At 61.3% G+C, this 13,899-nt stretch carries 11 protein-coding genes; 7 read left to right on the top strand and 4 right to left on the bottom strand.

The window, feature by feature from the left end; all coding sequences use genetic code 11:
• Window positions 1-270: 270 nt before the first annotated feature.
• From nuoK to Q4S41_RS18560, 4 genes are all read left to right on the top strand, one after another.
• Window positions 271-615, top strand: coding sequence for an NADH-quinone oxidoreductase subunit NuoK (gene nuoK / locus Q4S41_RS18575; protein ID WP_305014326.1), 345 nt, complete (start codon window positions 271-273; stop codon window positions 613-615).
• A 129-nt stretch (window positions 616-744) separates the two neighbouring features.
• Entirely contained in the window at window positions 745-2,697 is a 1,953-nt protein-coding gene (gene nuoL / locus Q4S41_RS18570) for an NADH-quinone oxidoreductase subunit L (RefSeq protein WP_305032632.1), read from the top strand.
• A gap of 30 nt (window positions 2,698-2,727) precedes the next feature.
• Window positions 2,728-3,078 (top strand): hypothetical protein, encoded by a 351-nt coding sequence (locus tag Q4S41_RS18565; protein WP_305032631.1) that lies wholly within the window; start codon window positions 2,728-2,730, stop codon window positions 3,076-3,078.
• A 260-nt stretch (window positions 3,079-3,338) separates the two neighbouring features.
• Entirely contained in the window at window positions 3,339-4,955 is a 1,617-nt protein-coding gene (locus Q4S41_RS18560; RefSeq protein WP_305032630.1) for an OmpA family protein, read from the top strand.
• Between the two features lie 87 nt (window positions 4,956-5,042).
• On the opposite strand, the gene Q4S41_RS18555 is transcribed toward Q4S41_RS18560, so the two are convergent.
• From Q4S41_RS18555 to Q4S41_RS18545, 3 genes are read right to left on the bottom strand one after another with little or no spacing between them, the layout of a single operon-like run.
• Window positions 5,043-7,703, bottom strand: coding sequence for a TonB-dependent receptor (locus tag Q4S41_RS18555; protein WP_305032629.1), 2,661 nt, complete (start codon window positions 7,701-7,703; stop codon window positions 5,043-5,045).
• Between the two features lie 30 nt (window positions 7,704-7,733).
• Window positions 7,734-8,258, bottom strand: a complete 525-nt coding sequence (locus Q4S41_RS18550; protein ID WP_305032628.1) for a molybdopterin-dependent oxidoreductase — start codon at window positions 8,256-8,258, stop codon at window positions 7,734-7,736.
• A gap of 57 nt (window positions 8,259-8,315) precedes the next feature.
• Window positions 8,316-8,678, bottom strand: a complete 363-nt coding sequence (locus tag Q4S41_RS18545) for a winged helix-turn-helix domain-containing protein (RefSeq protein WP_305032627.1) — start codon at window positions 8,676-8,678, stop codon at window positions 8,316-8,318.
• A 260-nt stretch (window positions 8,679-8,938) separates the two neighbouring features.
• Here Q4S41_RS18545 and Q4S41_RS18540 point away from each other — a divergent pair, with 260 nt between their 5' ends.
• Window positions 8,939-10,018, top strand: coding sequence for an NAD(P)-dependent alcohol dehydrogenase (locus tag Q4S41_RS18540; RefSeq protein WP_305032626.1), 1,080 nt, complete (start codon window positions 8,939-8,941; stop codon window positions 10,016-10,018).
• A 70-nt stretch (window positions 10,019-10,088) separates the two neighbouring features.
• On the opposite strand, the gene Q4S41_RS18535 is transcribed toward Q4S41_RS18540, so the two are convergent.
• On the bottom strand, window positions 10,089-10,823 hold the full coding sequence (locus tag Q4S41_RS18535; protein ID WP_305032625.1) for a DUF72 domain-containing protein: 735 nt from the start codon (window positions 10,821-10,823) through the stop codon (window positions 10,089-10,091).
• Window positions 10,824-10,947: 124 nt separating this feature from the next.
• Between Q4S41_RS18535 and Q4S41_RS18530 the strand changes: the two genes are divergently transcribed.
• Both Q4S41_RS18530 and Q4S41_RS18525 read left to right on the top strand, forming a co-directional pair.
• Complete coding sequence (locus Q4S41_RS18530) at window positions 10,948-13,407, top strand: S9 family peptidase (RefSeq protein WP_305032624.1); 2,460 nt, start codon at window positions 10,948-10,950, stop codon at window positions 13,405-13,407.
• Window positions 13,408-13,482: 75 nt separating this feature from the next.
• Window positions 13,483-13,887 (top strand): NUDIX hydrolase, encoded by a 405-nt coding sequence (locus Q4S41_RS18525; protein ID WP_305032623.1) that lies wholly within the window; start codon window positions 13,483-13,485, stop codon window positions 13,885-13,887.
• Window positions 13,888-13,899 lie beyond the last annotated feature (12 nt).

Below are 13,899 nucleotides of genomic sequence, written 5' to 3'. Positions count from 1 at the left end.
CCCTTCGAAATTACTTTAAGATTTTTTTGGAAGGGATTATTTGACCGAAAAAGAACGTCATGTCGAGCGCAGCCGAGACATCTCGCGTGCCGAAGTAATCAAACCCGTTTTCACGATTGAGTTACTGCCCACGCGAGATGTCTCGGCTGCGCTCGACATGACGTTCTTTACTATAAGTGCCCACCCGCAAAATCAACCCCTGATTTTTCGTTTTTCAGGGTACCTTTGCCGGCCGGCCGGCTGCACAGCCCTTTCGCCGTTTCCTTGCGCATGGACCCAACCGTTTCCCAAACCATCCCCGAAGTCATTCGGACCGTTCCGCTTCAGTACTACGTGTTTTTCGCCTCGGCCCTGTTTGCCATTGGTGTCACGGGCGTGCTGGTGCGGCGCAATGCCATCATCATCTTCATGTGCATTGAGCTCATGCTCAACGCGGTGAACATCCTGCTGACGGCCTTCTCGGCCTACCGCGCCGATGCCAACGGGCAGATTTTCGTGTTCTTCATCATGGCCGTGGCCGCCGCCGAAGTCTCGGTGGGCCTGGGCATTATCGTCATGATTTACCGCAATTACCAAACCACCGACGTCAACCTGCTCAGCCGGCTGAAGTGGTAGTGCTGCAATAAAAGTCTGTCATCCTGAGCGCAGCGGAGGACCTTCGCACACCTGCGCCGCTCGGGGAAATACTGCTGAAAGCTGACGTGATAGGGTGCTTCCTTCGTCAGCATGACAACGATTAGTCCCATGCAAGAAACCGTTCTCCCCGGCGCCAACGCCCCGTATTCTACGTTTCTCTACGTTCTCATTCCGCTGCTGCCCTTCCTGGGCTTCCTGATTAACGGGCTGCTGAACAAGAAGCTGTCTGGCACCGTGGCCGGGCTTATTGGCAGCGCCACCGTGCTGGGCTCGTTCCTGATTTCGGTGATGCTGTTCCTGAATTTCCAGTACCAGTATACCGTGCAGCTCTTCGACTGGATTTCGGTGGGCTCGCTGCAGATTCCCTTCCAGTACCAGATTGACCAGCTCAGCCTGATTATGCTGCTGCTCGTGACGGGCGTGGGCTTCCTGATTCACGTCTACAGCATCGGCTACATGCACCACGACGAAAACGTGGGCAAATTTTTTAGCTTCCTGAACCTGTTCATTTTCAGCATGCTGCTGCTGGTGATGGGCGCCAACTTCGTCATCCTCTTCATCGGTTGGGAAGGCGTGGGCTTGTGCTCCTACTTGCTCATCGGCTTCTGGAACAAGAACACCAGCTACAACAACGCCGCCAAAAAAGCCTTCATCATCAACCGCATTGGTGACCTGGGCTTCCTGCTCGGCATCTTCCTGATTTACCTCACCTTCAACTCGGTGCAGTACGCCGAGGTGTTCCAGAAAGCCTCGCTCGGGCAGTTCGGAACGTATGGTGTGAGCATTTGCACGGCCATCACGCTGCTGCTGTTTGTGGGCGCCATGGGCAAGTCGGCCCAGCTGCCGCTCTACACCTGGCTGCCCGACGCCATGGCCGGCCCCACGCCGGTTTCGGCCCTCATTCACGCCGCGACTATGGTGACGGCTGGTATCTATATGGTGCTGCGCGCCAACGTGCTGTTCACCCTTTCGCCCGATACGCTGCAAGTCGTCGCCATTGTAGGCGCGGCCACAGCGCTGTTTGCCGCCACCATCGGCTTGGCGCAGAACGACATCAAGAAGGTGCTGGCTTACTCCACGGTGTCGCAGCTGGGCTATATGTTCCTGGCGCTGGGCGTGATGGGTTATTCTACGGCCCTGTTCCACGTCCTCACGCACGCCTTCTTCAAGGCACTGATGTTCCTGGGCGCCGGTTCCGTCATTCACGCCATGAGCAACGAGCAGGACCTGCGCCGCATGGGCGGCCTGCGCAAGGCGCTGCCCATTACGTTCCTCACGTTCCTCATCGGCTGCCTGGCCATTTCGGGCATTCCGCCTTTCTCGGGTTTCTTCTCCAAAGATGAAATCCTGGCGCACGCCTTCGAGCACAACAAAGTGCTGTGGGCCATGGGCTTGCTCACGGCTTTCCTCACAGCATTCTACATGTTCCGCCTGCTGTTCCTGGCCTTCTTCGGCGAGTTCCGTGGCACCGAGGAGCAGAAGCACCACCTGCACGAGTCGCCGGCTTCGATGACGTTCCCGCTTATCGTGCTGGCCATTCTGGCGGCCGTGGGCGGTTTCATGGGGGCGCCCATGTTCACGGGCGGGCACCACTACCTGGCCGAATACCTGGCCCCGATTTTCACCTATTCGCAGCGCCTGCTGCCGGAGGTTTTCTCCGCCAAGCCCGACGAGCACACCGAGCTGATGCTCATGATTGCCTCGGTAGCCGCTGGCCTGCTGGGCATTATTCTGGCGTATGTGATGTACGTGGCCCGCGCCACGCGCCCGGCCGAGGACGAAGCCCAGCGCTCGGCACCCGAGAGCCTAGTGTACCACAAGTATTACATCGACGAGCTGTACAACACGCTGTTTACGCGGCCGGTAATGTGGCTGTCGACGGGCCTTTATAAGTTCGTGGAAAACGGCATCATCAACCCTGCTGTGGGTGTTTTTGGCCGCGCCGTGAATGGTGGCGGGGCCCTGTTGCGCTACGTGCAGACGGGCGCTGTCGAGACCTACCTCATTCTGATGGTTATCGGCATCGTGCTGATTCTGGGCTTGAACTTTGGCCGGTTTTAAGCTCGAAAACCTCTGAAAAACGTGCGCAATATGATTACTTGGGCAAAACAGGCGCTCCTGATTGCGCTGATTGGCATGATGGGAAGCTGCGGGCCCGACAAGCCCAAAACGCCCGAAGGAAACCCTCGAGACAAGTTCGTGGGCGAGTGGAAAAGCGACGATACCAACTCTCAGACGCACACCCGCATCCAACGCTCGGGCGACAATTTCTTTATTCACGAAGGCTTGAACGACCTGACGGGCATCTACGATTCCACGGCTCAGGCCATCATGATTGACAACGGCGTGAAGAAAGTGCCCGTCAAATACCTGCCCGCAACCGACCAGATACTGGTGACCGGAGGCAGCCGGGATGCGAAGTTTTCGCGGGTGAAAAAATAGCTGCAATTCATCTTGCTACGACTAGCCGGGCCAGCGCATTTGCGCTGGCCTTTTTCGTTATGAGCAGACTAGTTCGCAATGAAAAGCTGTACTTGGAGCTTGGTTATTGTCTGGCCAACAGGCGTTTGATGTATGGTTGTTGTAAGATGAACCGCATAGTTGAACAACTTTTTCGTGTGGATAGGGTATAGCAGCACATCCCAAACGGCCCGCTAGGCCGGGTTCGGAACCGTACTTCTCCCCACCATCACTAAAAAAATATGTTCTTTAAACCTCAACTCCTCAGGGGCGCTGCACTGGGGGCCGTCATGCTCGGCATGGTCGCCCCGCACGCACAAGCCCAGACGCCCGATAGAAAAACGGCACTTAGCGCTAACGTTGGCCTGTTGCAATACCGCGGCAACATGGGCTCCGATTTCTGGAACCGTTCCGGCAACGACCTGATGGTCGGCGGCGGCGGGGCCATCACCCGCTACCTGTCGCCCTCGTTCGACGTAGCGCTGCTGGGCTACTACGAAACCTACAAGTTCAGCAGCGAACTGCGGGCAGGGGAGAATTTCGACGCCCGCATCGGCATGGTGGATTTGGGCATCAAGCTCAAGCTCAACAACGGTAAGATTCTCAAGGAAGAGTCGTTTATCCAACCTTACCTCATGGGCGGCGGCGGCATGTTCCTGGCCAACAGCTCAGGACGGGCCAATGGCCAGGACTTTGGCATCAATCAAATTCGGCGGCCCGAGGTGTTTGGCCAGGCGGGACTGCGATTCCGGCTCAGCGAAGTAGTTTCGCTGGACCTCACCACCAGCTACCACTACCCGTTCACCGAGCGGGTGGACAACTTGTACGGACCGACTGTCAACCCCGACAAGCTTTATGACCGGTTCCTGCTGCACCAGGCGGGCATCACGGTGGCCCTGGGCAAAGCCAAGGACGAAGACAAAGACGGCGTTTCGGACAAGAAGGACAAGTGCCCCGGTACCCCCGCCGGTGTGGCCGTGGACCCCAACGGCTGCCCGCTCGATAAGGACGGCGACGGCGTGCCCGACTACCAGGACAAGTGCCCCGACGTGAAAGGCGTGGCCGCCCTGCAAGGCTGCCCCGACCGTGACGGCGACGGCATCACCGATGCCGACGACAAGTGCCCCGATACCCCCGGCAAGGCTGAGCTGGGCGGCTGCCCCGATGCCGACAACGACGGCGTGATTGACCAGAACGACAAGTGCCCCGGTACCCCGGCCGGTGTGAAAGTGGACGCCAACGGCTGCCCGCTCGACCGCGACGGTGACGGTGTGCCCGACTACCAGGACCGTTGCCCGGACCGTGCCGGCCCAGCCTCGAACAAAGGCTGCCCTGAGATTAAAGCCGAAGCCAAGAAACGCCTGCAAGAGGCCACGAAGTTTATCAACTTCGAATTCAACAAGGCCGTGCTGCTCCCCAGCTCGTACCCGACTTTGAAAGACCTCGCCGCGCTCATGTCGGAATACCCCGACTACACGATGAGCATTGCCGGCCACACCGACAGCAAAGGCGCCGATGACTACAACCTGCGTCTCTCGTACGACCGCGCCGCTTCGGCCCGCACCTACATGCTGAGCCAGGGCGTACCCGCCGACCGCATCGAATCGCGCGGCTACGGCGAAACCAAGCCGATTGCCGACAACGCGAAAGCCGCTGGCCAGGCCCTGAACCGCCGCGTGGAATTTGACCTCTACCTGACCGGCGAGCCCAACTCGGCCGAGGTGAAGTACGGTCCCGCGCCCACCATCTCGGAGTTGCAGAAAACGCCGGAAGGCCGACCCACCGCCGGCAAGGCACCCGTGAAGAAAGCCCCGGCCAAAAAGGCTCCCGCTAAAAAGGCGCCGGTTAAGCGTAAGTAACCACAACGCTTAAGGAAGAAAAAGGCCCGCTCTCGGTGAGAGCGGGCCTTTTTTTATTGTCCGTTTGCCATGGCGAGGGTAGCCTGGCTATTTCACCTCATACGTCACGGTCAGGTAATACAGCCCGCCCACGCTGGGCCCGCCCAGGTACGACACGTAGTACTGGTTCAGCACATTGCTGGCACCTAGCTTGAAGCGTAGGTTGGGCGCGGGCACCGTGTAGCTCAGCTGCGCATCGAGGGTGTGGTAAGCGGCTACCTCGCCGTTCACTAGGAATGTTTGGGAATAGTAGCCCTGCTGCCAGCGGTGGTTGAGGCCAAAGCCCAAACGCTTGTAGGCGTTTTCGTTGGCGAGGCTGAGGTTGTAAGCCCAGCGGGGCGTGTTGAAGCCGTCTTCGAGGCCGTCGCTGGTGGCGGTGCGGTCGAGGCGGGTGTAGGTGGTGTTGGCGCCGGCCAGGTAGCCGCCGGCCAGCTCGTAGCGCAGGCCCAGCGAGCCGCCGTAGTTGTACACCTGGGTTTGCGAGTTGGTCCAGAGGCGGTAGCGGGCCTGGCCAGTGCGGGTGTTCAGGGCAGTAGCTACGGTGCTGAGGTCGGCGTTGGTGATGGGGGTGCTGGTGGCCGTGACGGGCACGTAGGCTTCGACCTGCGCAATGAAGTCGCGGTAGGCGTTGTAGTAGAAATCCACGTCGGCCAGCAGCCGGCCACCGGGGCCCAGCGCCGCCTTGTAGCCCAGCTCCAGCGAGCGGATGTACTCGGGCTTGAGGTAGGTGTAGGGGTTTCGCACCAACAGGTTTTTGTTTTGCTCCACGGCCAGCTGGGTTTTCTGGGCCGCCGTTAGCGTGGCGGAGGTGTTAGCGTTGGCCGCGTCAGTCACAGCTTTGGTAAACAGGTCAATGCTGCTGCGCAAATAGCTGTTTTCAAACACGCCGTCCGACATCACCCGCAGCCCGCCGATGCGTTTCACCTGCCCGCTGTTTACGTTCGAAAACCCTTCGAATAAGCTCGGAAAACGGTAGCCCGTCTGGTAGCTCAAACGGAAATTCTGCCGCATGGTGGGCGAGAAAACGGCCGTGAAGCGCGGGTTGAACTTCACATCAAAATAGTCGTTTTTGTCGGCGCGCAACGTGGCGGTCAGGCGCAGCTTTTCGCCGAGAAAACGGCCGCCGGCTTGCACGAAGCCCCCCGTTTTGGAATAGGTGAGGTTGTCGGTGAGCGGGTCCTGGCCGGGGTTGGGATTGATGAAATAGTTGCCGTCGGGTACCACAATGTAGGTGCGGTGGTCGGCGCCGGCCAGCAGGTCGAGGTTGGCGGGTAGGCGGTGGCCGCCGCGTCGCAGTGCTTCGGCCAGGTTCACCTGGGCCTCGGCGTGGGCCAGGTTGGCGCGCACGCGCAGGGCGGCGCCCACATCCCAGTTGTTGATGTCCTGCAACTCGCCCAGCTTTTGGCCGAACAGCGCCGTGCCGGGCTGGTAGCGGCCGGCGTCAGCGGCCGCGCGGGCTACGGCTTGCGCCTGGGCCACGGTCTGGCCGGCCGTGATGGCGCCATTCCAGGCCGCCGTGAAGTCGCGCTTCCATTGGTCGTCGGGCTTAAAATTTCGGTCCAGGTTTTCGCCCATCGAGCGCAGGTTGTAGCTGCGCCCGGTGTTTTCCTGGGTGAAATAGGCCCGCGCCTGCACCACCGGCGTCACGAGCTGCAGGGCGTGCTGCTGCAGCAAATAGTTCTGCAGCCGGAAGCGGTTCGAGCGTTGATACACGTTGTCGAAGCGGGCCACGCGGTAGGTGTAGCTTAGCTCCGCATTGGGCTTGAGGCGGTAGTGCAGCGCCGCATCGGCCTTGATAGTCTTAAGGTTATAGTCGACCAGGTCCCGCTCGTCGTAGCCGGTGCGGGCCACTTGGTAGGTTTTGGCGCTCTGCGGGTCGGGGGTGCTGAGCAGGGTGAAGTTGCTGCGGTCCGACGACTCGTTGCCGTAGCTGTTCACCGGGTCGCGGGCGGGGTTGTCGGCCCCGAGCAGGCCCACTTTGGCATTGCCGGCGGCGTTGAGGTCGGTTTGGTCGTTGGCCACCCAGTCGTAGCCGCGCAGCAGCGTGCCGTTCACTTTGAAGGCCAGCTTGTCGGCTACCAGTACTTTGGCGTAGCGCAGGCTGGTTTCTGAATAAGCTTTGGCGCCGGTGCTGGCGTCGCCCACGTGGTTGAGGCCGGTCTTCTGCTGTACGCTCAGCCCCTCCGAGCGAAAGGGATTGCGGGTACTGAAATTGGCGAGGCCGTTGATGGCGTTCAGTCCGTAGAGGGCCGAGGCGGTGCCAGGCACCACTTCCACGCGCTCAATGTCCAGGTCGCTGGGCCCGAGGATGTTGCCGATGGGCCCGCCGATGTGTGGGGCCTGATTATCAATGCCATCCACCAACTGGGCGAAGCGCACGTTGGTGGTATTGGCAAAGCCCCGGGCGTTTATCACCTTGAAGCTCAGGCTGGGGGTGATGACTTGCACGCCCTTCAAATGCTCGATGGCGTCGAAAAACGAGGGCGCGGGCGTGAGGCGCAAGGCCCGGGCATTGAGCTTTTCGACCGTGACGGGCGACTGCAAAAAGCTCTCTTCGACCCGGGAAGCCGACACCACGACTTCTTCCAGGTTAAGGTTTTTACGGGTTGTGTCGGCGGGAACAGTGGTTTGGGCATGGGCGGCCATTGCCGGGAGGGCAATGGCCGCGAGCAGCGCTGGGCGGCTGCGGCACGGTAGACACGCGGGCATACGGGCGGGGAGAAGGGAAACGGGGGGATATCAGGGCCGGGCGGCCACAATGCGCAGGCTTTGTACCTGGCGCACGCAGCGGCCCATTTTTTTCTCGTCGGGCACAATGACCTGGTAGGGGCCAGCGGTGGCGGGCAACGGCTGGCCATCGCAGCGGTCGGCCAGCAGCACGGTGCGCGTGGCGAAATCCGGGCTCAATTCCGCCAGGGCAAATACCGCCTGGTAACCGTCGGCGGCGCTCACCAGCACGTAGTGGGCCATGCCTTTGCGGGGCAGGTCGGCGCCGAGTTTGGCGCCGGCCGCCGTGAACACGGCGGAAAGCGCCACGCCGGAATAAGTGCGTTTTTTGCCGTCGTGGTCGGGGCGTACCACCTGCTGGCGTGGCAGTTTGGCCAGTGCGGCCGGGCTCAGGCGGACGGGTTGAGCGAGGTTGGCCCCGCTCACCTCCACGCCGGCGGGGGCGGGCGTTTGGGCCGGCGCAAGGCCCGGCAGCGCCAACAGGCAAACTGCTAGTGTAATTAAAAATCGAGCCGGCGCAAGGGTAACGGGTGACATCAAAGCAGAGGCAGTAAGTGGCGTTATATTGGCAAAGATATAACGCCTCGCCGCTTGCTAACTGTCATGCAAGCGCTTTGTTTCGGCGGCCATGAATTCCTGAAATCGGTCTTGCATCGCTTTAAAGGCCGCAATGGCTTCCCGGCCGGCCTCCGTGACGGCCGCGCCACCGCCCTTGCTGCCACCGGTTTGGGTGGCCACCAGCGGGGTACTGGCCTGCGCATTCAAAGAGCTCACCAGGTCCCAAGCGCGCTTGTAGGACATGCCCATGGCCTGCGCGGCCTTCGAGATGGAGCCTAACTCGGCGATGCGCTCCAGCAACTCCAGCCGGCCGATGCCGAGGAAGCGGCCGTCCTCGGTTTCGAGCCAGAGGCGGCCGTTGAGGCGGTAGGTTTTGGTGGGCAGGAGCAAGGTTTTCATGCGGCAAAGATGCGGCGCTGGCCCCAACTGCTGGCAATCGGAATTCGACAACGGATACCACTGACAGCCTGCTGCCCAATGGATAGAAAGGCCATTTAAATATAGCTGAGGCCATTTTTTGCCCGAATATTATAGGGGCACAAGGTCAACTTCGGGGCAAAAAAGCCGTTGAAAAAGCCGGCTCATCCTTCGCAACACGACTTCGCTATCAAGCACCTGACCGACTTCATTTTCACACTCCCTCTTCTCCCAAAAACCTTATGGAAGTTTTCAAAACCAAAGCCTACGGCGCCAGCAACTCTATTTTTAACGGCCTTTCCGAAATGGAAATCGAGCGCCAAGCGCCCAAAGCCGACGAAGTACACATCGACATCCTGTATTGCGGCGTGTGCCATTCGGACCTGCACCAGGTAAAAAATGACTGGAAAAACACGATTTACCCCTGCGTGCCGGGCCACGAAATCGTGGGCCGCGTGGTGGAGGCCGGTAGCGCCGTGACCAAGTTCCAGGTGGGTGATATTGTGGGCGTGGGCTGCATGGTTGACTCCTGCGGCACCTGCCCGGCCTGCCGGGAAAAGGAGGAAAACTACTGCGAAGGCCCCGTGAGCTGGACGGCCACCTACAATGGCTACATGAAGCCGCAAAACAAGGATTTCAACACCTTCGGTGGCTATTCGACCAACATCACGGTGAAGGAAGATTTCGTGCTGCGCATTCCTGATGCGCTGGACATCAAGGCGGCGGCGCCCATTCTGTGCGCCGGCATCACCACCTATTCGCCCCTCAAATATTGGAACGTGGGCCCCGGCAGCAGCGTGGCCGTGGTGGGCATTGGCGGGCTGGGCCACATGGCCGTGCAGCTGGCGCGGGCGCTGGGCGCCACCGTAACGGCCGTGACGCGCGACAAGGAAAAGCAGGCTGATGCCGAGCGGCTGGGCGCGCACGAGGTGCTGATTTCCAGTGACTCCGCCGCCATGAAAGCGCACGAGCTGAAGTTCGATTTCATCCTCATCACCATTCCCGATGCCTTCGAGGTGAACGACTACGTGACCTTGGCCAAGCGCAACGGCGTCATTACGACGGTGGGCCTGCTGGGCCCCTATAAGGCACCGCTCAACAACCAGGAAGTGGCCATGCACCGCCGCTCGGTGGCCGGCTCCATCATCGGCAGCATCGCCGAGACGCAGGAGGTGCTGGAGTTTTGCGCCCAGCACAACATCCTGCCCGAAGTGGAAATGATTGACATGCAGGACATCAACAAGGCGTTTGACAAGATGATGGACGAGGAAGTGCGCTTCCGCTATGTCATTGACATGGCCTCACTAAAAGAGAAGGAATAATTGGCCCGGCACGCATCATCAACCGTCCTGCAGAGCGACACTTATGAAGTCGCTTTGCAGGACGGGTTTTTTATAGGAGTTGCTGCATCTGGCGCGCATTTTCGACGCTCACGGCCCCGATGCCGTTGTTGAAAAACAGGTACACTTCGCGCACGTTTTCGGCGGCTTTGACCTCGCTGGCTACCCGCGCCAGAAACTCCGGACTGTAGGGCGACTTATACAGCTCCGGCACGCCGTGGAAGCGGTAGTAAATCGTATTGGTATTGACCACCACTTCGTCGGGCAGTTCCAGCGGGGGCGGGTAGCTCTGGCCCACGAAGGTGATGCGGTGGCGGGCCAGCGTGCGCTGTACCTCCCCGTCCCACCAACTAGGGTGCCGAAACTCGACCACGTTTTGAAAGGCCGGGTCGAGGCTGTCGAGCAGGCGGTGGAGCAGTTCCTCGGTGTAGGCGGCTTTGGGCGGCAGCTGGAACAGCACGGGGCCCAGCTTTTCCTTCAGGCCCTCGGCCACGGTGCCGTAGAAGTCGGCCAGGATGGGCTGGGCCTCAGCGTTGAATTTCTTGTAGTGCGTGACCTGGCGCGGCGCTTTCACGGCAAACCGGAAGTCGGCCGGGCTTTGGCTGTGCCAGGTTTCGAAGGCCTTTGGCTCCGGCATACGGTAGAAAGTCACGTTCAGCTCTAGCGTGTTGAACTGGGTGCAATAGTAGTCAAACCACTTGCGCGGCGGCAGACCTTCGGGATAGAAAACGCCCTTCCAGTCGCGGAAGGAAAAGCCGGAGCAGCCGATGCGATAAGCAGGTTTCATAGCGGAAGAAGAGAGGCCGTAGGGTCCGGGTTCTACGCAGGCCGGCCCGGGCGTGACTAAAGGCGCCGTTCGTTACCTTTCGCCAGCGGCGGGTTGCCGTTCGATTTTCTTTTCATTCCCGCGTATGAAAAAATTGCTTCTTTCCACCACGTTGCTGCTGGCCGCCGCTGTGTCTCAAGCCCAGGAATTTCAATATAAAACGCCGCCCAAGGCCATTCAGGACCTGCTGCTGGCACCGCCTACGCCCCGCGTGAGCCTGGCCTCCGACGGCCAGACCATGGCCCTGCTGCAAGTGCAGGATTTCCCCACCGTGGCCGAGCTGGCCCAGCCCGAGCTGCGCCTGGCCGGCCTGCGCTTCAACCCCCGCACCAACGGCCCCAGCCGGGTGAGCTACGCTGTGGGCATCAAGCTGAAAAAGCTGCCCAACGGCCCCGAAACCGACGTGAAGGGCCTCCCCGCGCAGGCCCGTATCAGCAGCCCCAGCTGGTCGCCCGACAACCGGACCGTGGCTTTCGCCCTCACCACGCCCGGCTCCGGCACCGATGGCAAGGTGGAGCTGTGGGTGCTGGACGTGGCCGCCGCCACCGCGCGCCGCCTGCTGGCCCAGCCGCTGAACGACGCCTTCGGCAGTTCCTTCGAATGGGTATCGGACAGCAAAACCCTGCTGGCCCGCACCGTGCCCGCCGGCCGCGGCGCCGCGCCCTCGGCCGATACTGCGCCCACCGGCCCGGCCGTGCAGGAAAGCGGCGGCGGCAAAAAGTCCGGCGCCCGCACCTACCAGGATTTGCTGAAAAACCCTGCCGACGAGCGGCTGTTCGACTACTACGCCACCTCGCAGCTGGTGAAAGTGAGCCTGGCCGACGGCACCGCCCAGCCAATAGGCCAGCCCGGCGTCATCCAAACGGCCTCGCCTTCGCCCAACGGCCAGTACGTGCTGGTACGCACCCGCCACCGGCCGTATTCTTACCTGCTGCCCATCAGCAGCTTCCCCCAGCGCATCGATGTGCTCGAGCTGGGCGGCGGTGCCGTGGTGAAAACTGTGGCCGACTTGCCGCTGGCCGACAACGTGCCCACCAATTTCGACGCCGTGGCCACCGGCCCGCGCGGCCACGCCTGGCGCACCGACGTGCCCGCCACCCTCTACTACGCCGAAGCCCAGGACGGCGGCGACCCCAAAGTGAAAGCCGATATTCGGGATAAAGTATTCACCATCAATGCCCCCTTCAGTGGGCCAGCGCAGGAGCTAGCCGCCTTGCCGCTCCGCTTCGCGGGCATGAGCTGGGGCAACGACAAGCTGGCCCTGGCCGACGGCTACCGCTGGGCTGACCGCCACCAAACCACCTGGCAGCTCAACCCCAGCACGGCCGCCGCGCCGCTCACCGTGCTGTTCGATGGCTCGGAGCAAGACACCTACAAGAACCCCGGCACGCCCTACGAGCACCGCAATGCCCAGGGCAAATTCGTGCTGCTCACGGGCGGCCCCACCGGCCAGAGCATCTACCTGCTGGGCCAGGGAGCCTCGCCCGAAGGCGACCGCCCTTTCGTGGACGAGCTGGATTTGACCTCAAAGAAAACCACGCGCTGGTGGCGCTCTGAGGCGCCGGTGTACGAAATTCCGGTGGCCATTCTCGACGCCAGCGGCAAGAAACGGATGCTGCTCACGCGTCGCGAATCCCTAACCCAAGCCCCGAACTACTACCTGCGCGACGCCACCAAAAAGGACAAACTCACGGCCCTCACCAAGTTTGCAAACCCCTACGCGGCCTTCGGCGGCAGCTTCCGGAAGCAGGTGCTGCACTACAAGCGCGCCGACGGCGTGGACCTGACGGCCGACCTGTATCTACCTCAAGGCTACAAGAAAACCGACGGCCCGCTGCCCACGCTGATGGAGGCGTACCCCGTTGAATTTAAAGACAAAAGCAACGCCGGGCAGGTAAGCGGCTCGCCCTACACCTTCACGCGCCTGAGCTGGGCCTCGCCGGTGTTCTGGGTGACGCAGGGCTACGCCGTGCTGGCCAATGCCAGCATTCCGATTGTGGGCGAAGGCAGCAAAGAGCCCAACGATACCTACATCGAACAGCTGGTGAGCAGCGCCAAAGCCGCCATCGACGAAGGCGCCCGCCTGGGCGTCGTCGACCCCAACAAAGTGGGCGTGATGGGCCACAGCTACGGCGCTTTCATGACGGCTAATCTGCTTTCGCACTCCAACCTCTTCAAGGCCGGCATCGCGCGCAGCGGCGCCTACAACCGCACGCTCACGCCCTTCGGCTTCCAGGGCGAGGAGCGCACGTTCTGGCAGGCGCCGGAGGTGTACAACGCCATGTCGCCGTTCAATTACGCCGACAAAATCAAGACGCCCATCCTGCTCATTCACGGCGAGGCTGACAACAACTCCGGCACCTTCCCCATCCAGAGCGAGCGGTACTACGCGGCCCTGAAGGGCCAGGGTGCCACCGCCCGCTACGTGGTGCTGCCCGCCGAGGCCCACAGCTACGCCGCCCGCGAAAACCTGCTCCACATGCTCTGGGAGATGGATTCGTGGCTGAATAAGTACGTGAAAGCCCCCGTGCCGCAGGCCAACTAAAGCCGGTTTTTCAGTTGAGAGAACGTCCTGCTACGCTCGCCGTAGTAGGACGTTTTGCATTAACGCTATCCAGATATGTCCGCTATTATCGACAAAATAGCCTGGTTGCACCTGCGCGAGGGCGAAGTGCTGAGCACCCGCAGCCACGGCAAAGACCGGTATTATTTCCCCGGCGGCAAGCGCGAACCCGGCGAAACCGACGCCCAAACGCTGCTGCGCGAAATCGGGGAGGAATTGACCGTGGCCCTCGACCCTACCAGCCTGGAGTACGCCGGCACCTGGGAGGCACCCGCCCATGGCCATGCGGCTGGGGTGCTGGTGCGCATGACGTGCTATTACGCCCGCTACACCGGCCAGCTGCAGCCAGCGGCCGAAATTGCCGAAGTGGTGTGGCTGCGCTACCGGCACCGGGCCGAGGTATCGGCCGTCGACCAGCTGATTTTTGACTGGCTGCAGGCGCAGCATTTACTGGCTGATTGAGGACAGGCGCGC

The organism is Hymenobacter convexus, from assembly GCF_030580955.1.
In the GTDB taxonomy this organism is placed as follows: Bacteria; Bacteroidota; Bacteroidia; order Cytophagales; family Hymenobacteraceae; genus Hymenobacter.
Note: the sequence above shows the minus strand (reverse complement) of the source record. Positions and strands in the feature narration are given on the sequence as shown.